Source organism: Pseudomonas sp. EYE_354 (assembly GCF_023148575.1).
In the GTDB taxonomy this organism is placed as follows: Bacteria; Pseudomonadota; Gammaproteobacteria; order Pseudomonadales; family Pseudomonadaceae; genus Aquipseudomonas.
In genome coordinates this window covers 45,461-66,717 of sequence record NZ_JAHXNQ010000011.1, presented here as the reverse complement: position 1 = coordinate 66,717, position 21,257 = coordinate 45,461, and the positions used below count along the sequence as shown (strand labels likewise).

Here is a 21,257-nt window from a genome sequence, read left to right as displayed (position 1 = left end):
TTGCGCGCACCGTAACAATTCATTGATCTAGAGCTGTAGACGCCCGTCGATACACACCGCGACAGCGCCGCCGACCCAGATTTGCTCGCCCTGGCGTTCGATGCGGATTCGCCCCGCACGCCCCATGGCCGTGCCCTGGCTGACCACATAGCGCTCCGGCGCCAGACCTTCACCCAGCAGCCATTGGGCCACACCGGCATTCAGGCTGCCGGTGGCCGGGTCTTCCGGTGCGCCGTCGCCGGCGACAAAGGCACGCACTTCAAATTGCGCGTCCATGTCGTCATGCGCCGGATTGCAGGGTGCGATCACCCCGACCGCCAGGCCGAGCAGTTGCGCATAATCCGGTTGCAGATCGAGTACCGCTTTACGATCGGCTAACATCACCGCCAGCCAGCCAGCGCCGTTATCCACCCATTGGCTGCGCACGATGGCTCCCGGCGCGAGGCTCAACGCCTGGCGCACGCGTTCGAGCAGATCGTGTTCAACCGGGCCCGAACGCAACAACGGCGGCGCGATAAACGCCAGCTCGTCACCTTGACGCCGGATACGCACCAGGCCGATTTCACACTCCTGGACGATCTCCTCGCCTTTGGGCATGCCACCGGCCGTCAGCCATGCGTGACAACTGCCCAGCGTCGGATGCCCGGCGAAGGGCAGCTCCTGCAAGGTGGTGAAAATTCTTACCCGGTAGTCAGCACGCGGATCGCGCGGCGTCAGTAAAAACGTGGTTTCGCTGAGGTTGGTCCATTTGGCGAAATCGGCCATCTGCTCATCGCTGAGGCTGTCGGCGCCCAGCACCACGGCCAGCGGGTTGCCTTTGAGCGGTACGCTGCTGAACACATCCAGTTGCTTGAAATCGAAAGTCGGCATCGGTCAGCTCGGAATGGTCAGGCCACGAATCACCGCAGGCCGAGCGACAAAGCCGTCCAACGCGCGCAGTACATTAGGGAAGTCGGCGATGCCCACCAGGTCACCCGACTCGTAGAAGCCGATCAGGTTGCGGATCCACGGGAAGGTGGCGATATCGGCGATGCTGTACTCGTCGCCCATGATCCAGGTGCGGCCAAGCAGGCGCTTTTCCAGCACGCCCAGCAGGCGGCGGGATTCGGCGGCGTAGCGGTCGCGCGGGCGTTTGTCCGGGTAATCCTTGCCGGCGAATTTGTTGAAAAACCCCAGTTGCCCGAACATCGGCCCAATGCCGCCCATCTGGAACATCAGCCATTGAATCGTTTCATAACGTGTCGCCGGATCTTCTGCCAGCAATTGGCTGGTTTTCTCCGCCAGGTAGATCAGGATCGCACCGGACTCAAACAACGCCAACTGCTGGCCGGCCGGGCCATCGGGGTCGATGATTGCGGGGATTTTGTTGTTGGGGTTCAGAGACAGGAACTCAGGAGATAGCTGGTCCTGGGTCTCGAAACTGACCTTGTGCGCCTCATAGGGCAGGCCCAACTCCTCGAGCATGATCGAAACTTTGACCCCGTTGGGCGTGGGCAACGAGTACAGTTGCAGGCGCTCAGGGTGCTGGGCTGGCCATTTGCTGTTGATCGGGAAGGCAGCGAGTGAGTTCATCGGGGTAATCCCTGAGGCAGAAAGCCCCCATGATAGTCATCTGAGCGGTGTCCTGCATGGGTCATCAATGCGCAACATCCGCCGGCTATTATCCCGTGCGGGCGAACCAATACGCCTTCGCGCACTCTTAAGTGCGCTCAAACGGTGAACGGAGGCACCTCGCTTTATCGACAGGGAACACCGCAAGACGCCCCAGGCGTCATTGGGGCCAGGCTTGTCCGCCTTAACGTGACGCATGAAGACTCGAACCTATAATGAAGATCAAGCCTCTGCGCCTTGTGCAACGTCTGAAACGCTATTCCTACATCATGTTGCCGCTGCTGCTGGTCAGCGGTGCCATGGTCGCCGCCCTCGACGCCCGCGAAAGCCGCGCCCAGCCCGTGGACGGCGTGCAGACGTTGGTGTTCCTGCGCCACGCTGAAAAACCGGCCGGCGGCCTGGGCCAGCTCAATTGCCAGGGCCTGAACCGGGCAATGAACCTGGCCACCCTGCTCCCGGAAAAATTCGGCAAGGCCAACTTTGTGTTTGCCGCCAACCCGACGCGAAATGTCGAGGAAGGTGAACTGGACAATTCCTACAGCTACATTCGCCCGCTGATGACCATCAGTCCCAGCGCCATCAAGCTGGGCCTGCCGGTGAACATCAAGTTTTCGGCCAATGACACCAGCGACCTGGCCGATGAACTGGTCGAAGACAAATACCACAACGCTACGATCTACACCGCCTGGTCCCATGGGTACCTGCCGGAGTTGATCAACAAGGTGGCGAGTGAAGCTTCCGGCGAAAAACACACGATCACCGACGACTGGGCCGGCAGTGACTACGACACGCTGTATGTGTTGACGCTGACCTGGCACAACGGTAAGGCCTCGCTGCTGAGCCGCAACTACAAACAGGGCTTGAACGACGGTGACGAAACCTGCCCTGAACCAACGCAGGTGAGTGCCGATAGCTGACAGCGTATGATGCGGCGCTATTGACTCATCTACGGATCAACACCATGTCCAACCTCATGTCCACCCAGCCCAACCGGGGCTGGTCGTTCTGGTGGAAACCAGCGCTGTTCCTGCTCGTCGCCTGCGTCGGCCTTTACTACGTGAAGTGGTCGCCCTACTACTTCAAGGCGTTTGTCGCGGCGGATAACCACAGCATCGGCGCCTCGATTCTCAATGATCAGCAAAGCTCGCCCCTGGCGGCGGCGCTGGCCTATGCCCAGGTGTATTTCCTGGCTATCTGGAAAGCTGCGGTGCTCGCGGTAATCCTCGGTTCGCTGCTGCAAGTACTGATCCCCCGCGACTGGCTGCTGCGTCTGTTCGGCCGTGCCGGGCTGGGCTCAACGGTGCGCGGTGGGCTGTTCGCCTTGCCGGGAATGATGTGCAGTTGTTGCGCAGCACCGGTAGCGGCGGGCATGCGCCGCCAGCAGGTGTCGGTAGGCGCGGCGCTGGCCTTCTGGATCGGCAACCCGGTGCTCAATCCGGCCACGCTGGTGTTCATGGGGTTCGTGCTGGGCTGGGGCTTTACCGCGTTGCGGTTGGTCGCGGGGATTGTGTTGGTGGTGGGCGTGTCATTGGTGGCGCAGCGCATCGCCAGGCCGGAGCAGGTGCCGGAAGCGGCGCTGGAGGCGGTGGCCGACGTCAGCACCCTGGAGTCGCAACCGTTCCTGAGCCGCTGGTTGCGCACCCTGTGGCAGCTGTTCTGGAGCACCATCCCGATTTACATCCTGGCGGTGCTGGTGCTGGGCGCGGCGCGGGTGTGGCTGTTCCCCCATGTGGACGGCGCCATTGGCAACAGCCTGGTATGGCTGGTCCCGCTGGCGATCGTGGGCACGCTGTTTGTGATTCCTACCGCAGCAGAAATTCCTATCGTCCAAACCATGATGGCCCTGGGCATGGGCACCGGCCCCGCCGTCGCCCTGCTGATGACCCTGCCGAGCGTGAGCCTGCCGTCACTGCTGATGCTGCGCAAGGATTTCGATGCGCGGGTGCTGGTGACGGTGGCTGGGTTGACCATGCTGGTGGGCGTGGTGTGCGGGTTGATCGGGGCCGTTATCCTTTGACCACGGCGCGCTCGCGCAGGTAGGCGATCACGGCCGCCTGCTCTCCCGCAAACTCGATACGTGCGCCTTTGCTTTCACGCTGGAAGGCGTACATCGGGTCGTAGTACTCACGCAATAATCCTTCGATCCAGCCGCGATGCAGGTCCACGGCGCCGCTGCGCGCCTGTTCCGCCAGGGCGTCCTGCATGATCGCCTGCAACCGTTGAAAACGTTCGCCGCCCAGGCGTTTGTGGATATTGGCCAGGCTCTGGGTCAGGCGTTCGGCGAATAACGCGTGGCCGTTTTCGCCAAACACCGTAATGAATTCAGCACACAGGTCGACCACATAATCGCGAAGGATGCGCTCGACACGCCCCTCGAGGCTGTCTTCCAGCCACACCATCCCATAGCCCTGCATGCCCTTGTGCAGCGGCAATGGCAGCGCACAGCTGCCGATCATGCGACTTTCGTCCTCGACCACAAATTGTTCGATACCGGCGGCGCGTTTTTTCAGCAGGTCCACTGCCAGGCGGTTCTCGAAGTCGATGTTGGAAGGTTGCGTCGTAGCGCGTTTGCCGAAACTGGAACCGCGATGGTTGGCGTGGCCTTCCAGGTCCAGTGCATTGCGCAACTGCCCCAGCACTTCAGTCTTACCGGTGCCGGTCATGCCGCCCAGCAACACGAAATCGCACTCGGCGGTGGCCTGCTCAATGGTCTGCACCAGGAACGTTCGCATGGCTTTGTAGCCGCCCCCGACGCGCGGGTAGTGGATACCGGCTTCGGTTTTCAACCATTGCTGCACGATCTGCGAGCGCAACCCGCCACGAAAGCAGTACAGGTAGCCATTGGGATTGGCCTGCACAAACCGAGCCCACTGTTCGATACGCTCGGCCTTGATCGTGCCGGACACCAACTCGTGCCCCAGCACGATGGCGGCTTGCTGACCCTGCTGCTTGTAGCACGTGCCCACCCGCTGACGCTCGTCGTCGCTCATCAGCGGCAGGTTGATCGCACCGGGAAAGGCGCCCTTGGCGAATTCGACCGGCGCACGGGTGTCCATCATTGGCCGGTCGTTGAGGAAGATGTCGCGGTAATCGGTGATATCAGTCGCCATCAAAACACCTCTACCGCGTTGCTCTGTCGCTCTACCAGGGCGCCGATCGGCTCAAGGCTCAGTCCCAGTTCCGCCGCCACGGCGTGGAACTCGGCGTCGCCTTCCGGGGTGACGGCGATCAACAGGCCGCCACTGGTCTGTGGGTCGCACAGCACGCGCTTGTGCAACTCCTGCAAACGCCCCAGCTTGCGGGCGTAGCTGTCGTAGTTGCGCAAGGTGCCACCGGGTACGCAGCCTTGGTCAATGTAGTACTCAACCCCAGGCAGGCGTGGGACCTTTTCATATTCAATGCGCGCCGTGAGACCACTGCCGTCAGCCATTTCCACCAAGTGCCCCAACAGGCCGAAACCGGTGACATCGGTCATGGCGGTGACGCCAGCCAACTTGCCGAAACGGCTGCCCGGCTTGTTGAGGGTGCACATCCAGTCGCGGGCCAGGCCGATATCGGCCTCGCGCAGCTTGCCCTTCTTTTCGGCGGTGGTGAGCACGCCGATGCCCAGGGGCTTGGTCAGGTACAACTGGCAGCCGGCGGTGGCCGTGTCGTTGCGCTTAATGTGGCGTTTTTGCACGATGCCGGTCACGGCGAGGCCGAAGATCGGCTCCGGCGCGTCGATGGAGTGGCCGCCCGCCAGGGGGATACCGGCGGCATCGCAGACCGCGCGGCCGCCACGGATTACCTCACGGGCGATCTCGGGCGCCAGCACGTTCACCGGCCAACCCAAAATGGCGATGGCCATCAACGGGTCGCCGCCCATGGCGTAGATATCGCTGATGGCATTGGTGGCCGCGATACGGCCAAAGTCGAACGGATCATCGACAATCGGCATGAAAAAATCGGTCGTGGACACCACGCCGCGCTCGTCGTCGATGGCGTACACCGCAGCATCGTCGCGCGAGGCGTTGCCGACCCACAGGTTGGGATCGAGGTTCTGCGCGCCGCTGCCGGCGAGGATCACTTCCAGTACCTGGGGCGAGATCTTGCAGCCGCAACCCGCGCCGTGGCTGTACTGGGTAAGGCGAATCGGCTCGTTCATGGTGGACCTCAAGCTATCAAGTGGACGGGATTCTACCAGACAGCAAAAGGCCGGCTGGGCTCTTGTGAGCACAGCCGGCCTGTTTGTTTCAACGCTTACTGGCGGGCAGCGAGCAAACGCTTGTGGCGGTTGCGCCGCGCGATGTTCAAGCACTCGATGGCTGCCGAGAAGGCCATGGCCGCGTAGACGTAGCCTTTTGGCACATGGGCACCGAAGCCTTCGGCGATCAGCGTCATACCGATCATGATCAGGAAGCCCAGGGCCAACATCACCACGGTCGGGTTATCGTTGATGAACTTGGCCAGCGGTTCAGCCGCCACCAGCATCACAATCACCGAGGTCACCACGGCAATGATCATGATCGGCAAGTGTTCGGTCATGCCCACCGCCGTGATGATGCTGTCGATGGAGAACACCAGGTCAAGCAACAGGATCTGCCCGATGGCCGCCGCGAAACCAATGGTCACGGCGTTGCCAACCGTTGCTTTCTCTTCGGGCTCCGGATCCATGCTGTGGTGGATCTCGGTAGTGGCCTTCCACACCAGGAACAGGCCGCCGGCGATCAGGATCATGTCCTTCCACGAAAACGCCTGGCCGAACACCTCGAACACCGGTGCCGTGAGTTGCACGATAAACGCGATGGTACTCAGCAGGCCCAGACGCAATATCAGCGCCATGCTGATACCGATGCGCCGTGCCTTGGCCCGGTGCTGCTCGGGCAACTTGTTGGTGAGAATCGAGATGAAGATCAGGTTATCGATGCCCAGCACGATTTCCATGACGATCAAGGTGGCCAGTGCGACCCAGGCCGTGGGGCTGGCAGCCAGTTGTAAAAGGTAATCCATGGTTCAGTCCTGACGTTGTGCTGGGAAATTAGGCTTCTTTGCTGTTCGATTCAGACGCTTGTTCTTGCTGATCGTCCTTTTTTTGCGGCGTGATCAAGCCTTGCGTCGCTTCACTCAATGCCTGCTCGGCGGCCTTATGGGTGTCATCGATGGCTTGCTTGGCCGACTCAGTGGCTTTGCCCAGCACCTGCTGTGCGCTTTTTTCCACCTGATCGCAACCGCTGATCATCACTAATGAAAGCGCAAGCAACGACGCCGCACCGAGAGAATTGAGTTTCATGATGTATTCCTCGTTAGAACCATTGGGTCCAAATAGTGGCCCCGCGATAGCGAGGCATTCTATGCAGGCGAACACTTCAGGAAAATTCGTATTTTTTTCGCTTATACTTCGGTTTTTACGAAGTGACCACATCCATGCTCAATTACCGACAGTTGCATTACTTCTGGGTTGTGGCCAAGACCGGCAGCATCGTGCGCGCCTGTGAGCAGTTGAACCTCACCCCCCAGACCATCAGCGGACAGATCAGCCTGCTGGAGCAAACCTTCGGTATCGCGCTGTTTCAACGGGTCGGCCGCCAGCTTGAACTCACCGAAGCCGGGCGTCAGGCCCTGCCCTACGCCGAACAGATGTTCCAGACCGGGAATGAATTGGAGGCCATGCTGCGCGCGCAACCCAATGAACAGCAGATTGTGTTTCGCGTCGGCGTCGCGGATGTGGTGCCCAAGTCCATCGTTTACCGGCTGATCGCACCGACCATGGAGTTGAGCGAGCCGATCCGTATCACCTGTCGCGAAGACAAACTCGAACGGTTATTGGCCGACCTGGCGATCCAGCGCCTGGACCTGGTGATTTCCGACAGCCCCATGCCAACGCACCTGGACATCAAGGGCTACAGCCAGAAGCTGGGCGAATGCGGCATCAGTTTTTTCGCCACCCAGGCACTGGCTGACCGCCATCGCGGCGATTTCCCACAATGCCTGCAAGGCGCGCCGTTGCTGATCCCAGGCGCAGAGACCGTGATACGCAGCCGTTTGCAGCGCTGGTTCGCCGAGCAGCAGATCCAACCGAAAATCATCGGTGAATTCGACGACAGCGCGCTGATGCAAGCGTTTGGCCAATCCGGCAGCGGGATTTTTATCGCCCCCAGCGTGATCGCCGATGAGGTTGTGCGCCAGTACGGCGTGGCGTTGATCGGCCAGACCGATGCAGTCACCGAGTCGTTCTACGCGATCTCGGTGGAGCGCAAGGTCAAGCATCCCGGCATTGTGGCGATTACCGAGGGCGCACGGCGCGAGTTGTTTACCGCCCTGCCCTGACCGGTCAGGCGCTGGACGCGACCGGTTGTCTGGCAGTCATCAACCATAGCGCCAGCAGGATCGACACCAGGATAAACCCGGATGCGGCAAACCCCAGGCTGCCCAGGCCAAAAGTGTCGATCACATGCCCGCCGACCAACGCCCCCAGACCAATGCCCAGGTTGCCCCCGGCAATGTTCAGCGACGCGGCAAAGGCCGGGGCATGGGGCGCGGCCTTCATCAGTCGCACATGGCTGACCAGAAACATCGCGGCCTGGGTGACGAACCACACGGCCATTGCCGCCGCCAGGGCCAACGCCGGAGTGAATCGCCGACACCAGCGCCACCATGCCCGCGATCATGAACCCGCAGAACACCATAGACGCAGCCCGGCCTGGGCGCGGGTGACCGAATGCCGCACAGGTCGGGCCGTTGGCAGCGGCATGCTAGACTTCGCGCCCTGTTTCTTACAGAACATTCCGCCCGTACTGCTGCGTCCTATTAAAAAAACTAGAGACAACTGTTTATGACTGCTGCCCCCACCCTGTTACAACGACTGATGCGCGTCAGCCTGGTCACCCAAATCGTCATCGGCCTGATCGCCGGGATTCTGCTGGCCCTGCTCCTGCCCGAGGCCGCCAGGGCTACCGGTTTTATTGGCAAGGTGTTTGTTACGGCGTTGAAAGCTGTGGCGCCGATCCTGGTGTTTGTGTTGGTGATGGCGTCGATTGCCAACCATAAGCACGGCCAGGAAACCCATATCAAACCGATTCTGTTCCTGTACTTGCTCGGCACCTTTGCCGCAGCCGTCGTGGCGGTGGTTGCCAGCATGTGGTTTCCGTCGTCGCTGGTACTCGCCAGCCATGACGTCACCGTCAGCGCGCCGGGCGGCATCGGCGAGGTGCTGCAAAGCCTGCTGCTGAGCGTGGTGGACAACCCGGTGAGCGCACTGATGAACGCCAACTTCATCGGCATCCTGGCCTGGGCCATCGGTATGGGCATCGCCATTCGCCATGCGGGCGCTACCACCCGCACCGTGCTGGACGATTTGTCCAACGGCGTGACCCTGATCGTACGTGTGGTGATCCGCTTTGCGCCGCTGGGTATCTTCGGCCTGGTCGCGTCGACCCTGGCCACCTCCGGCTTCGGCGCACTGCTCGGCTACGCGCACCTGCTGGTGGTACTGATCGGTTGCATGCTGTTCGTGGCACTGGTGATCAACCCGGCGATCGTGTTCTGGAAGCTGCGTCGCAATCCCTACCCACTGGTGCTGATGTGCCTGCGTGAAAGCGGTATTACCGCGTTCTTCACCCGCAGTTCGGCGGCGAACATCCCGGTGAACCTGGCCTTGAGCAAGCGCCTGGGCCTGCATGAAGACACTTATTCAGTGTCGATTCCACTGGGGGCCACCATCAACATGGCCGGGGCCGCGATCACCATCACGGTATTGACGCTGGCGGCCGTGCACACCCTGGGCATCAGCGTTGACCTGCCCACCGCCGTGCTGCTGAGTGTGGTCGCCGCCGTTTGTGCCTGCGGCGCCTCGGGCGTGGCCGGCGGCTCGCTGCTGCTGATCCCCCTGGCCTGCAGCCTGTTCGGTATCCCAAGTGAAATCGCCATGCAGGTCGTGGCTGTCGGTTTCATCATCGGTGTGTTGCAGGATTCTGCGGAAACCGCACTCAACTCCTCCACCGACGTGCTGTTCACCGCTGCCGCGTGCCTGGGCAAGGAAGAACAGGCGGCTTAACCAGATACAAAAAAGCCCAGGGTGGTTCTTGATTGAACCACCCTGGGCTTTTTTTGTGAGCGGTGCTTAGAAAGCGCCCATGTAATCACGCTTGCCCACTTCCACACCGTTGTGACGCAGCAAGGCGTAGGTGGTGGTGACATGGAAGAAGAACTGCGGCAGGCCGTAGGTCAGCAGGTAGGATTGGCCGCTGAAGCGCTTCTCTTTAGGCGTGCCCTGGCGGGTGATGATCTCGATGCCTTCCTTGCCGTCGATCTGTGCTGGCGTGATGGTATCGACGAATGCCAGGACCTTGGCGATCAGCGCTTGCAGCTCGGCGAAGGTCACTTCGTTGTCTTCGTATTTCGGCACTTCGATTTCAGCCAGGCGGGCGGATACGCCCTTGGCGAAGTCGACGGCGATCTGCACCTGGCGCACCAGAGGAAACATGTCGGGGAACAGGCGCGCTTGCAGCAAGGCGTCAGGGTCGATGTTCTTGGCGGTGGCGTGGGCTTCGGCTTTGTTCAGCACATCGCTCAGGGCGTTGAGCATTTGCTTGAAGACTGGGATGGAGGCGGCGTACAGGGAAATAGTCATGACAGTCTCATCGGTAATGGCAGGGTTGGAACCAGCGGCGATTATAGCCATGCCTGCCGCTTGTCTTTTATTTTTTCAGGATTAGGCTAGTGGGCTTCACTGCATAGGGAACGCGCGATGACCGCCGAGCACGACACCGACACCCCTGAGCCGCGCCTGAACAGCACGGAAATCCGCATTCTGGGCTGCCTGATCGAAAAACACGCGACCAACCCGGAAACCTACCCCCTGACCCTCAATGCCCTGGTATTGGCCTGCAACCAGAAGACCAGCCGCGAGCCGGTGATGAACCTGACCCAGGGCCAGGTCGGCCAGAGCCTGCGCGCGCTCGAGGGCCAAGGCTTTACGCGCCTGGTGATGGGCAGCCGCGCCGACCGCTGGGAACACCGCGTGGACAAAGCCCTGGAGCTGGTGCCGGCACAGGTGATTCTGATCGGGCTACTGTTTCTGCGCGGCCCGCAGACCGTCAACGAGCTGCTGACCCGCAGCGCACGCATGCACGACTTTGAAGATGCCGAGCAAGTGGTGCATCAGCTCGAACGCCTGATCTCGCGCGGGCTGGCGCTGCTGGTACCGCGTCAGGCGGGGCAGCGCGAAGACCGTTACACCCATGCGCTGGGGGACCCGGCCGATATCGAGGTGATCATGGCCGCGCGGGGCAATCCGGTGGAGCGTGGGGCTGGTGTGCCTGTTGAGCGCATTGAAGAACTGGAAGCGCGGATCGCGGCATTGGAGGAACGCCTCGCACAGCTGGAACAGGCCTGACTCGGTAAAAAATGTGGGAGGTGGCCTGCCCCTTCCCACATGGCTCAACCCTCTTTCTTCAGCTTCGGGCAAACGCCACGGCCTTTTCGAACTGTTCCTGGGTCGGCCGAACGCCGGTGTACAGCACGAACTGCTCCAACGCCTGGATCGCAATCACTTCCAGGCCAGTGATCACCCGCTTGCCCTGGGCCCGCCCTCGCACGATCAATGGTGTTTCGGCGGGGATCGCCACCACATCAAACACCGTCTCGGCGTTATCAACAGCATCAGCGTCAAATGCCAGCGCGTGCGCCTCAGGCCCGCCAGTCATGCCGATCGGCGTTACGTTGATCAGCATCTGCGGGCGTAATTCTCCCAGTTCGGCTTGCCACGCATAACCCAGGTTCTGCGCCAATTTGCGCCCTGTGGCTTCGTTGCGCGCCACAATTACGCCGTTGGCATAGCCACCATCACGCAAGGCACTGGCCACGGCCTTGGCCATGCCGCCGCTGCCGTGCAGGGCAAAGGTCGACGCCTGTGGCACCGCGTGTTTTTTCAGCAATTGCTCGATGGCGATGTAGTCGGTGTTATAGGCCTTGAGGTGGCCGTCGGTGTTGACGATGGTGTTCAACGAGTCGATGGCTTGAACCGAATCGTCCAGTTCGTCCACCAGGGCAATGGCCGCTTCCTTGAAGGGCATGGACACCCCGCAACCCCGCACGCCCAATGCGCGTATACCGCCGATCGCGCCAGGTAAGTCCTGGCTGCTGAACGCCTTATAGTAGAAATTCAGACCCAACTGTTCGTACAGGTGGTTATGAAAGCGCAGGCCGAAATTCCCGGGGCGCGCCGACAGCGACATGCACAGCTGGGTGTCCTTGTTGGGGTGCATCTGCATGGATAACTCCTTTGAGTAAGCAAATCGGTACAGACCTTACACAACCTTTACCTTGCGGCCGTGCTGTTTTTCAGAAATACGTTGTCTTAAAAGTATCCCCGCGACATTACTTGAGTCTATTGATTGCAGACCACAAGCGCAGGGGCTAACCGAGGAATGACCATGATTCGTACAATCCCCAAGATCGCCTTGCTGGTGGGTGCACTCGCGATGGCAGGCCAGGCTTCCGCCCACGGTGGTGGATGGGCTGGACCGGCCGCCTTGGGTGCCCTGGTCGGCGCCGCCGTGGTGGGCTCCGTGGTTGCCAGCCAACCCCGTGAGGTCTATGTGCAACAGCCGGTCTACGTGCAGCCGCAGCCGGTGTATGCCGCACCGCCGCCGGTCTATTACGCCCCACCACCACCGGTGTATGTGCAGCAACAGGTGTATTACCGCCCGGCACCGGTGTATTACGGCCCGCCGCGTGGGTATTACGGCCCGCCCCATGGTTATTACCGTCGCGGCTGGTAAGCCTTGCGCATCACGCCTGAAACCGGGCCTCGCCTTCGGCGGGGCCTTTTTTTGCGTGTGACGTCCGGTTTTATCGCTCCAGGGTCGCTCTGAGAACAATGCCCCGGCCAAAATCCCACATTATTCAAGTCGAAAGTCTACTTGCCCCACGGGGCCCGGCGCTGTCATGTTTGTGTCACGACACGCTTTCACTATCCTTCCTGTCCACCCAATAACAACAAGGACGACTGACCATGCCCACACAAAACCCGCATCGCACCGCTGGCCTCTGTACGTCCAGCAAGGTCTATAGCGCCCTCACTGAACTCAAGCACCTGGAAGGCCACCGCAGCGCGAAGTTTCTGGCGTTGCTGGCAGAAAATCTGGTGCGCAAGGGCCTGCTCAATGAGCAGGAAGTGGTGAGCATGCTTGATCAGGTGGTCGACTGACGCCTGGCGTTGATGTCGACTATCGAGCCAGGTGATTTTTCCTGAGCCGCCCGCCCCCGTAAGGTGACCTCCATTGCGATTGGAGGTATCTATGCCCACTGTTCAAATCATGTCCGTCATCGGCAGCGCCGTCCCCGCCCCGCTTCGCGCGCTGGGTGTGCTCGCCTGCTGGTACCTGGTACGCGATGGCGAGGCCATCAGCGGCCCGCTTACGTCCTTGTCCGCCGCCGAACAACAACTGCAGCAAGCCACCCGCTTCCGGTTGCACGCCTGAGGTTACGGCAATGGCAGTTTGACCCGCGGTTTGCTTTCGACAAACAGCGCCCAACTGGAGATGAACAGCGCCGCCACCAGCGGCCCGATCACAAATCCGTTGAGGCCAAACACCGACAGGCCGCCCAGGGTCGAGATCAGGATCAGGTAGTCCGGCATCTTGGTGTCCTTGCCCACCAGAATCGGGCGCAGCACGTTGTCCACCAACCCGATCACAAACACACCAAACAAGCCCAGCACCACGCCCTGCCAGATCGAACCACTGAGCAGGAAATACGCAGCCACCGGCGCCCATACAATCCCCGCGCCCACCGCCGGCAGCAGCGACAGAAAGGCCATCAACACCGCCCAGAGCAACGCGCTGGGAATGTCCAGGAACCAGAAAATCAAACCGCCCAACGCGCCTTGGGTCACGGCCACCAGCACGTTGCCCTTGACCGTGGCGCGCACCACCCGGTTGAACTTGAGCTGCAACCGGCGTTTCTGCGGCTCGGCCAGCGGCACTGCGGTGCGAACCTTGCGCACCAGTTCCGGGCCGTCGCGCAGCAGGAAGAACAGCAGGTACAGCATGATGAAAAAGCTCACCAGGAAATCGAACGTACCCTGGCCGAAGCTGAACGCCTGGGTAGCGAAGAACTGGCTTCCCTGCATCGCGCTTTTGACGATTTTCTCGCGCAGCCCGTCCAGGTCGCCCATACCGAAGCGGTCGAGCAAATGCTGGAAGTACGGCGGCAGGAAGTGCTTGAACTGCTCGATATAACTGGCCACGTCGAGCTTGCCGCTCTCAATGTTCTTGTAGAGCGTCGCCCCCTCTTGCACCAGCAAGGCGCTGGTGATAATCACCGGCAAGATTGCGATCACCAGGCACACCGTCAGGGTGGTCAGGGAGGTCAGGTTGCGGTTCCAGCCGAACCGTTGCTGCAGTCGACGTTGCATCGGCGCAAAGATGATTCCCAGGATCACCGCCCAGAACACCGCGCCGTAGAACGGCAGCAATATCCAGATGAAGGCGATGGTCACCAGCGCCAGCAGCAACAGCAGGGTTTTGAATTGCAGGTTAGTTTGATTCATGTCCGATCCATGTCAAAAAAGCAGGCCGCGCGGGTGCGTCCCGGTGCTTAGTCCACCGCAAATCCTGGGAGTGCCATCTTTGTTGCGCTAAGCGTAGACGCAGATCAATAAAGCCCGGTGTCGCTTGCACTACCCTCGCGCCTTTTTGCGACCCAAGCCCATGCCCCCAGTCATCGCCCCCGAACTGCTCGCCCCTGCCGGCACCCTGAAAAACATGCGTTACGCCTTCGCCTATGGCGCCGATGCGGTGTACGCCGGTCAGCCGCGTTACAGCCTGCGCGTGCGCAACAACGAGTTCGATCATGCCAATCTCGCTCTTGGCATCGATGAAGCCCATGCACAGGGCAAGCGCTTCTATGTGGTGGTCAACATCGCCCCGCACAACGCCAAGCTCAAAACCTTCCTCAAGGACCTGACCCCGGTGATTGCCATGGGCCCGGATGCGCTGATCATGTCCGACCCCGGGTTGATCATGCTGGTGCGTCGGCACTTCCCGCAGATGCCGATTCACCTGTCGGTGCAGGCCAATACGGTGAACTGGGCCAGTGTGGAGTTCTGGCAGCAGCAAGGGATTGGCCGGGTGATTCTCTCGCGCGAGCTGTCCCTGGAGGAGATCGACGACATCCGCCAGCAGGTGCCAGCCATGGAGTTGGAGGTGTTTGTGCACGGCGCGTTGTGCATGGCCTATTCCGGGCGCTGCCTGCTGTCGGGTTATATGAACAAACGCGATGCCAACCAAGGCAGTTGCACCAACGCGTGCCGCTGGAAATACCAGGCCACGCCGGCGGTGGAAAACGCCACGGGGGATATCGTTCAGCAATACCAGCCGGAACCGACCCTGGGCATCGGCACGCCGACCGAGCAGGTGTTCCTGTTGCAGGAGGCCAACCGCCCCGATGAGCAGATGCCCGCGTTCGAGGATGAGCACGGCACCTACATCATGAACGCCAAGGACCTGCGCGCGGTGCAGCACGTCGAGCGCCTGACCCACATGGGCGTGCATTCGCTGAAGATCGAGGGCCGCACCAAGTCGCACTTCTACTGCGCGCGCACCACCCAGGTGTATCGCCAGGCCATCGACGATGCCGTGGCCGGTCGCGCCTTTGATCGCAGCCTGATGACCAATCTCGAATCCCTGGCCCAGCGCGGCTACACCGAAGGCTTCCTGCGCCGCCATGTGCACGATGAATACCAGAACTATCAGAACGGCAGCTCAGTCTCCGAGCGCCAGCAGTTTGTCGGCGAGTTCACCGGCGAGCGTCGCGGTGAGCTGGCCGAGGTCAAGGTGAAAAACCGCTTTGCCGTGGGCAATCACCTGGAACTGATGAGCCCGGCCGGCAACTTTCACTTTGATCTGGACACTTTGCACAGCAGCAAGGGGGAAGCCATCGAGGTCGCGCCGGGAGACGGGCACACGGTGTATATACCTGTGCCCGCGCAGATGGACCTGCGTTTCGCGCTGTTAATGCGTGACGTCTGACGGCTTCAGATCCTGAACTGACCGACCAGTTGCCCGAGGCGCTGACCAAGCTCCGCCAGGCTGCGAGAAGTTTGGGCGCCCAGTTGGGTTTCGTCGGCGACGGTGTCCACCGCCACGGCAATCTGATGCACGCTGCGGTTGATCTCTTCGGCCACCGCAGTCTGCTCCTCGGCCGCGCTGGCGATCTGTGCGTTCATGGAGTTAATGGTGCCGATCAACTGAGCCATGGTGTCCAGCGACGCCCCGGCTTCGTTGGCCTTGGCCGAGGTGCCGTCGCCGGCATCACTGGAGCGGCGCATGGCGTCCACGGCGGCTTCGGTGCCTTTTTGCAGGCGGTCGATCATGCCCTGGATTTCCTGGGTGCTGGTCTGGGTGCGACTGGCCAGGGCGCGCACTTCGTCGGCGACCACCGCAAAACCACGGCCGGCCTCGCCTGCCCGCGCAGCTTCGATGGCAGCGTTGAGGGCCAGCAGGTTGGTCTGTTCGGCAATCGAACGGATCACGCTGAGCACACTGACAATCGATGACACATCCTGCTGCAAGCTGTCGAGGGACACGCCGCTGCTGCGAATGTCGTTCACCAGCGCATGGATCTGCGCGATGCTGCCGTCCACCACGCGCTTGGCGGCCTGGCCTTCGGCGTCGGTCTGTTGCGCCGCCACCGATGCACCCTGGGCGCTGCGTGCCACTTCTTGCGCGGCGGAAGACATCTGGTTGATCGCGGTGGCCACCTGATCGGTCTCATGGCGCTGACGCTCCATGGCCTGCTCCGAGCGCTGGGCCTGGTCGGACACCTGGCCCACCAGCCCGGTCAATTGCGCGGTCATTTCGGTGATCTGGCGCACCAGACCATGGATCTTGTCGACAAAGCGGTTGAACGCCCCCGCCAGGTCGCCCAACTCATCCTGACTGGTGATGGCCAGGCGGCGGGTCAAATCGCCTTCGCCGGCGGCAATGTCATCGAGGTTGGCTTTCATCAAATGCAGCGGCCGCAGGATGGTATTGGCCAGCAGCATGCCGGCAGCCGCGATCACCAGCAGCACCACCACGGCCAAGCCCAGGATGCTCAACAACACGCCTTCCATGCGTTTTTCGACCTTGGCCTCGACCACTGCTACCTGGGCTTCGATGCCATCAAGGTTGACCGACGTACCGATCACCATGTCCCATTTGGGCAGGTATTCGGTGTAGCCCATCTTGGGCACCAGTTCGGTCTGACCGGGTTGGGTCGAGCTGTATTGCAGGTAGTGCGTGCCGTCCTTGCCGACCTTGACCAGATCGCGGTTGACGTAAACGCCGTTGGGATCGCGGTTGTCCTTGAAGCTTTTGCCCACGCCATCGGGGCTGTTGCCTTTGAACAGGCGGATAGTCTCGGAGTCGTAGCCGAAGAAGTAGCCGTCCTTGCCGTAACTGGTGTTGGACAACAGTTTGACCACCTGGGCCCGGGCGGCCGTATCGCCGGGCGCAGCCGCGTCGTAGAGCGGCTTGATGGTGGTCATGGCCACTTCCACATAACTCTGCAGCGTGGCCTTGGCATCGTTAAGCAGGCGCTGGCGGGTTTCATCCACCTCATTGCGCGCCTGCCCCTGGAGAATCCACACGGTGGTCAGGCTGATCACCAGAGCAAACAGCAACACCGGTACAACGGCGAGGGACAGGACTTTGGCCTTCAGACTCAGACGCATGGCTTTTCTCTCTTATTGGGCGACTTGAGAGGTATATCGGCCGCGGGCGCAGGTTCTGTAGACGGCAATGTGTTTGTGGGTGGGCTTGTGGGGAGAATCTGATATGGCCCGCTCACCACAACAAGCCCCATTCACCACCGCAGCTCCCTCAAAGATAGCCACGACGGCGGACAACAAGGATCAAAGCGTCATCGCGGCCAGCCAGCCAAAGGCCAACAATGGCAGGTTGTAGTGCAGAAAGGTCGGCACCACGGTGTCCCAGATGTGGTGGTGCTGGCCGTCGATGTTCAGGCCGGAGGTCGGGCCCAGGGTGGAGTCCGACGCAGGCGAGCCGGCATCGCCCAACGCGCCCGCCGTGCCGACGATGCACACGATGGCCATCGGGCTGAATCCCAACTGCACGCACAGCGGCACAAAAATCGCGGCGAGGATCGGCACCGTGGAAAACGACGAGCCAATGCCCATGGTCACCAGCAAGCCCACCAGCAGCATCAGCAAAGCGCCGACGCCACGGCTGTGCCCGATATAGGCCGCCGAGGCTTGCACCAGCGAACGCACGTCGCCGGTGGCCTTGAGCACCTCGGCAAAGCCTGAGGCGGCGATCATGATGAAGCCGATCATGGCCATCATTTTCATGCCTTCGGTGAACAGGTCATCGGTGTCGCGCCAGCGCACGATGCCCGACACCGAGAAGATCAGAAAGCCGGCCAGGGCGCCGATGATCATCGAGTCCAGCCACAGTTGAATGATGAACGCCGCAGCAATCGCCAGGCCGGCCACCAGCAGGGTCAGTGGGTTGTACTGCACCGCCACTTGCTCGACCCGCTCGATTTTCTTCAGGTCGTACACGCGCTTTTTGCGGTAGCTGAAAAACACCGCCACCAGCAGGCCGACCACCATGCCCAGGGCCGGCAGGCTCATGGCGTGGGTCACGTTGACCTGGCTGATGTCCACGCCGCCGTTGGCCACGTTGGCCAGCAGGATCTGGTTGAGGAAGATATTGCCGAAGCCCACCGGCAGGAACATGTAGGGGGTGATCAGACCGAAGGTCATCACACAGGCGATCAGACGGCGATCCAGTTGCAGCTTGGTCAGCACATAAAGAAGCGGCGGTACCAGCAGCGGAATAAACGCAATGTGTATCGGCAGGATGTTCTGCGAAGCAATCGCCACCCCCCCCAGCAGGCCGATCAACAGCCATTTGACGTGGCTGCCGCCGCCGGCTTCCTGGCGGTCGACCAGCAACAGCGCCTTGTCGGCCAACGCGTGGGCCAGGCCGGACTTGGCAATCGCCACCGCGAACGCGCCAAGCAGCGCGTAGGACAACGCCACGGTCGCCCCGCCGCCCAGGCCGCCGTTGAACGCCTTGAGCGTGGCCTCGATGCCCAGGCCACCGGTCAAGCCACCCACCAGGGCGCCGACGATGATGGCGATGACCACATGCACACGGGACAGGCTGAGCACCAGCATGGTGCCGACCGCGGCGATGACTGCGTTAATCATGGTTACCTCAAGCAGAAACATAAAAAACAGGCATGCCCACGCCTGGGTGGCCGTTGGCTGGAAACCCGCGTGCAGGCTTTAAAGGAGGTCTTATTAGAGGGCGCGCACTTTGCAGCAGGCGGGGCCACATGTCAAAAAACGACGCCGATTTCAGGTTTAAATTGAACGTTTGAATAAAGAAGCGTTTGTGGCGGCCGATACGCCTTTCTCTGTGTGTTCAGGTAAGGATGTACCGATGTCGCTTAGACAACTCTCCATTCAATGGAAAATCACCCTACTCGCCGGCCTCTGCCTGCTGGGGATCGTGACCCTGCTGGTGGGGTTGTCGTTGTACCGCATGGCGCAGAGCTCGGAGCAGGTTCAGGCCGCCAGCATGCACATGCTCGATACCGCCGCGCAGGCGCGCATTGAGGCCCAGGGCGAAGCGCAGGCACTGGGCATTCGTCGCCAGTTCATGGACGCCTACCAATACGGCCATGGTTTTTCCCGCCAGGTGCTGTTTTTGCGTGAACAGGCCGAAAAACGCTTCCTCGACGCCTTTGACACCCGCGAAGACCTGACCCGCCAGGTCAGGGCGGCATTGCAGGCCAACCCGGAACTGCTCGGTATTTCCCTGGTGTTCGAAGCCAATGCCCTGGACGGCAAGGACGAATTGTTCGCCGGTCAGGCAGAGCTGGGCAGCAACGACAAGGGGCGCTTCGCCCTTTACTGGTCGCAGCCGACGCCGGGAACGCTCACCTCGATGGCGCTGCCGGAAAGCGACATGACCGACACCCGCGTCGGCTCCAGCGGCGAAAAAGCCAACGCCTGGTTCACCTGCCCGCGCACCACGCTCAAGCCCTGCGTGATCGAACCCTACTTTTATGTGATCGACGGCCACAACGTGCTGATGACCAGCATCGTGTTTCCGTTGACCGTCAACGGCAAAGTCATCGCATCGTTGTCGGTGGACATCAACCTCAACAGCCTGCAGGCCGTCAGCCAGCAAGCCAGCCAGAAGCTCTATGACGGCCAGACCCAGGTCAGCATTCTCAGCCCCACCGGTGTACTGGCCGGCTACAGCGCCGATGCCGGCAAGCTGAGCCAACGCCTGGACCAGGTCGACACCGTCAGCGGCGCGCAGTTGATCAGCGCATTGGCCAGCGGCCCACAGACCCGCAGCGTGCGTACCGACCATCAGCTCAAGGTGCTCGCGCCCTTCGCGCCGATCCCCGACGGCAAGCTGTGGGGCGTGCTGCTGGATGTGCCAGAACACGTGCTGGTGGGCCCCGCCCAAGCGTTGAAGGCGCAATTGGATGCCGACAATGCCCGTGGCACGCTGCTCGAACTCGGCCTCGGCCTGTTGGCGGCGGTCATCGGCCTGATCCTGGTGTGGCTGATGGCCCGCAGCGTGACGCGGCCGATCCTGGGCGTGGCGCACATGCTTGAAGACATCGCCAGCGGAGAAGGCGATTTGACTCGGCGCCTGGCGTACGCCAACCGGGACGAACTGGGGCAACTGGCCGGCTGGTTCAACCGCTTCCTGGATAAGCTGCAACCGATCATTGCCGAGGTTAAACGCTCGGTGCAGGACGCCCGTGGCACCGCCGACCAGTCGGCCGCAATCGCCACCCAAACCAGTGCCGGCATGGAGCAGCAGTACCGCCAGGTCGATCAAGTGGCAACGGCCTCCCACGAAATGAGCGCCACCGCCCAGGACGTGGCCCGCAGCGCGGCCCAGGCGGCCCAAGCGGCGCGCGATGCCGACCAGGCCACCCGCGACGGCCTCACGGTGATCGACCAGACCACGACCAATATCGGTCATCTCGCCGCGGACATGAGCACGGCCATGGCTCAGGTTGAAGGCCTGGCCGGCAATAGCGAGAAAATCGGCTCGGTGCTGGAAGTGATTCGCGGCATCGCCGAGCAGACCAACCTGCTGGCACTCAACGCCGCCATCGAAGCCGCCCGCGCCGGCGAGGCCGGGCGAGGGTTTGCAGTGGTCGCCGATGAGGTGCGCAACCTGGCGCGGCGCACCCAGGAATCGGTGGAGGAAACCCGCCTGGTGATCGAGCAATTGCAAAGCGGCACCGCAGACGTGGTCGGCGCCATGGGCAATAGTTATCGCCAGGCCCAGGGCAGTGTCGAACAGGTCGGCCAAGCAGTGACCGCGTTGCGCCAGATCGGCGAGGCGGTCACGGTGATCAGCGACATGAACCTGCAAATCGCCAGCGCCGCCGAAGAGCAGAGCGCGGTAGCCGAGGAGATCAACAGCAACGTGGCGACCATTCGCGATGTGACCGAGTCACTCTCGGAGCAGGCCAATGAATCGGCGCGGGTGAGCCAGGCGCTGAACAGCCTGGCGAATCAGCAGCAGGGCTTGATGGATCAGTTTCGCGTTTAGTACCCCTGCACCGCTTCCGATATGCAGACCTTCCTTGTGGGAGCCGCGCTCCCACAGTGAGAT

Annotated in this window: 21 protein-coding genes and 1 pseudogene; 10 read left to right on the top strand and 12 right to left on the bottom strand. The window is 61.5% G+C overall.

Translation table 11 applies throughout. The features are described 5' to 3' along the window. Positions 1-27 precede the first annotated feature (27 nt). A complete protein-coding gene (locus tag KZX66_RS16525) occupies positions 28-870 on the bottom strand; it encodes a PhzF family phenazine biosynthesis protein (protein WP_248081284.1) in 843 nt (280 codons plus the stop codon). Between the two features lie 3 nt (positions 871-873). Next, positions 874-1,572, bottom strand: coding sequence for a glutathione S-transferase N-terminal domain-containing protein (locus KZX66_RS16520; RefSeq protein WP_248081281.1), 699 nt, complete (start codon positions 1,570-1,572; stop codon positions 874-876). A gap of 254 nt (positions 1,573-1,826) precedes the next feature. On the opposite strand from KZX66_RS16520, the gene KZX66_RS16515 reads away from it, so the two are divergent. Both KZX66_RS16515 and KZX66_RS16510 read left to right on the top strand, forming a co-directional pair. Continuing rightward, positions 1,827-2,528 carry a histidine phosphatase family protein gene (locus KZX66_RS16515; protein ID WP_248081278.1) on the top strand — a complete coding sequence of 234 codons (702 nt, stop codon included), beginning with the start codon at positions 1,827-1,829 and terminating at the stop codon, positions 2,526-2,528. A 44-nt stretch (positions 2,529-2,572) separates the two neighbouring features. Then, positions 2,573-3,628, top strand: a complete 1,056-nt coding sequence (locus KZX66_RS16510) for a permease (RefSeq protein ID WP_248081275.1) — start codon at positions 2,573-2,575, stop codon at positions 3,626-3,628. Here KZX66_RS16510 and mnmH read toward each other — a convergent pair. The 4 genes from mnmH to KZX66_RS16490 form a co-directional block, all read right to left on the bottom strand. After that, complete coding sequence (gene mnmH / locus KZX66_RS16505) at positions 3,618-4,721, bottom strand: tRNA 2-selenouridine(34) synthase MnmH (protein WP_248081274.1); 1,104 nt, start codon at positions 4,719-4,721, stop codon at positions 3,618-3,620. The two genes, KZX66_RS16510 and mnmH, sit on opposite strands and share 11 nt — an antisense overlap. After that, a complete protein-coding gene (gene selD, locus KZX66_RS16500) occupies positions 4,721-5,755 on the bottom strand; it encodes a selenide, water dikinase SelD (protein ID WP_248081272.1) in 1,035 nt (344 codons plus the stop codon). Before selD ends, mnmH begins: the two co-directional genes overlap by 1 nt. A gap of 95 nt (positions 5,756-5,850) precedes the next feature. Next, a complete protein-coding gene (locus KZX66_RS16495; protein WP_248081270.1) occupies positions 5,851-6,600 on the bottom strand; it encodes a TerC family protein in 750 nt (249 codons plus the stop codon). 28 nt (positions 6,601-6,628) lie between these two features. Next, positions 6,629-6,880 (bottom strand): hypothetical protein, encoded by a 252-nt coding sequence (locus tag KZX66_RS16490; RefSeq protein ID WP_248081267.1) that lies wholly within the window; start codon positions 6,878-6,880, stop codon positions 6,629-6,631. A gap of 134 nt (positions 6,881-7,014) precedes the next feature. Between KZX66_RS16490 and nhaR the strand changes: the two genes are divergently transcribed. Beyond that, the gene (nhaR, locus tag KZX66_RS16485; RefSeq protein ID WP_248081265.1) at positions 7,015-7,917 is read left to right on the top strand and encodes a transcriptional activator NhaR; all 903 of its coding nucleotides are present in this window, start codon (positions 7,015-7,017) and stop codon (positions 7,915-7,917) included. A gap of 4 nt (positions 7,918-7,921) precedes the next feature. Here nhaR and KZX66_RS16480 read toward each other — a convergent pair. Beyond that, positions 7,922-8,282 (bottom strand): annotated as a pseudogene (locus KZX66_RS16480) (MFS transporter); the annotation flags it as partial. Between the two features lie 140 nt (positions 8,283-8,422). On the opposite strand from KZX66_RS16480, the gene sstT reads away from it, so the two are divergent. Then, positions 8,423-9,643 carry a serine/threonine transporter SstT gene (gene sstT / locus KZX66_RS16475; RefSeq protein WP_248081262.1) on the top strand — a complete coding sequence of 407 codons (1,221 nt, stop codon included), beginning with the start codon at positions 8,423-8,425 and terminating at the stop codon, positions 9,641-9,643. 66 nt (positions 9,644-9,709) lie between these two features. Here the strand turns inward: sstT and KZX66_RS16470 are convergent, their stop codons facing one another. Next, the gene (locus KZX66_RS16470; protein ID WP_248081260.1) at positions 9,710-10,219 is read right to left on the bottom strand and encodes a DUF1993 domain-containing protein; all 510 of its coding nucleotides are present in this window, start codon (positions 10,217-10,219) and stop codon (positions 9,710-9,712) included. 117 nt (positions 10,220-10,336) lie between these two features. On the opposite strand from KZX66_RS16470, the gene KZX66_RS16465 reads away from it, so the two are divergent. Continuing rightward, the gene (locus KZX66_RS16465) at positions 10,337-10,984 is read left to right on the top strand and encodes a DUF480 domain-containing protein (protein ID WP_248081257.1); all 648 of its coding nucleotides are present in this window, start codon (positions 10,337-10,339) and stop codon (positions 10,982-10,984) included. Positions 10,985-11,042: 58 nt separating this feature from the next. Here the strand turns inward: KZX66_RS16465 and KZX66_RS16460 are convergent, their stop codons facing one another. After that, positions 11,043-11,861 (bottom strand): shikimate 5-dehydrogenase, encoded by an 819-nt coding sequence (locus KZX66_RS16460; protein WP_248081254.1) that lies wholly within the window; start codon positions 11,859-11,861, stop codon positions 11,043-11,045. Between the two features lie 156 nt (positions 11,862-12,017). Here KZX66_RS16460 and KZX66_RS16455 point away from each other — a divergent pair, with 156 nt between their 5' ends. From KZX66_RS16455 to KZX66_RS16445, 3 genes are all read left to right on the top strand, one after another. Further along, positions 12,018-12,371, top strand: a complete 354-nt coding sequence (locus KZX66_RS16455; protein WP_034096854.1) for a hypothetical protein — start codon at positions 12,018-12,020, stop codon at positions 12,369-12,371. Between the two features lie 233 nt (positions 12,372-12,604). Continuing rightward, positions 12,605-12,799 carry a hypothetical protein gene (locus KZX66_RS16450; protein ID WP_003173044.1) on the top strand — a complete coding sequence of 65 codons (195 nt, stop codon included), beginning with the start codon at positions 12,605-12,607 and terminating at the stop codon, positions 12,797-12,799. A gap of 91 nt (positions 12,800-12,890) precedes the next feature. Continuing rightward, positions 12,891-13,073, top strand: a complete 183-nt coding sequence (locus KZX66_RS16445; protein WP_248081251.1) for a hypothetical protein — start codon at positions 12,891-12,893, stop codon at positions 13,071-13,073. Positions 13,074-13,075: 2 nt separating this feature from the next. On the opposite strand, the gene KZX66_RS16440 is transcribed toward KZX66_RS16445, so the two are convergent. Continuing rightward, positions 13,076-14,143 carry an AI-2E family transporter gene (locus KZX66_RS16440; RefSeq protein ID WP_248081249.1) on the bottom strand — a complete coding sequence of 356 codons (1,068 nt, stop codon included), beginning with the start codon at positions 14,141-14,143 and terminating at the stop codon, positions 13,076-13,078. Between the two features lie 160 nt (positions 14,144-14,303). On the opposite strand from KZX66_RS16440, the gene yegQ reads away from it, so the two are divergent. Further along, positions 14,304-15,623 carry a tRNA 5-hydroxyuridine modification protein YegQ gene (gene yegQ / locus KZX66_RS16435; RefSeq protein WP_248081246.1) on the top strand — a complete coding sequence of 440 codons (1,320 nt, stop codon included), beginning with the start codon at positions 14,304-14,306 and terminating at the stop codon, positions 15,621-15,623. Positions 15,624-15,628: 5 nt separating this feature from the next. Here the strand turns inward: yegQ and KZX66_RS16430 are convergent, their stop codons facing one another. Both KZX66_RS16430 and KZX66_RS16425 read right to left on the bottom strand, forming a co-directional pair. Next, positions 15,629-17,308 carry a methyl-accepting chemotaxis protein gene (locus tag KZX66_RS16430; protein WP_248081243.1) on the bottom strand — a complete coding sequence of 560 codons (1,680 nt, stop codon included), beginning with the start codon at positions 17,306-17,308 and terminating at the stop codon, positions 15,629-15,631. 180 nt (positions 17,309-17,488) lie between these two features. Next, entirely contained in the window at positions 17,489-18,808 is a 1,320-nt protein-coding gene (locus KZX66_RS16425; protein ID WP_248081560.1) for a Na+/H+ antiporter NhaC family protein, read from the bottom strand. A 238-nt stretch (positions 18,809-19,046) separates the two neighbouring features. Here KZX66_RS16425 and KZX66_RS16420 point away from each other — a divergent pair, with 238 nt between their 5' ends. Continuing rightward, on the top strand, positions 19,047-21,194 hold the full coding sequence (locus KZX66_RS16420) for a methyl-accepting chemotaxis protein (protein ID WP_248081240.1): 2,148 nt from the start codon (positions 19,047-19,049) through the stop codon (positions 21,192-21,194). Positions 21,195-21,257 lie beyond the last annotated feature (63 nt).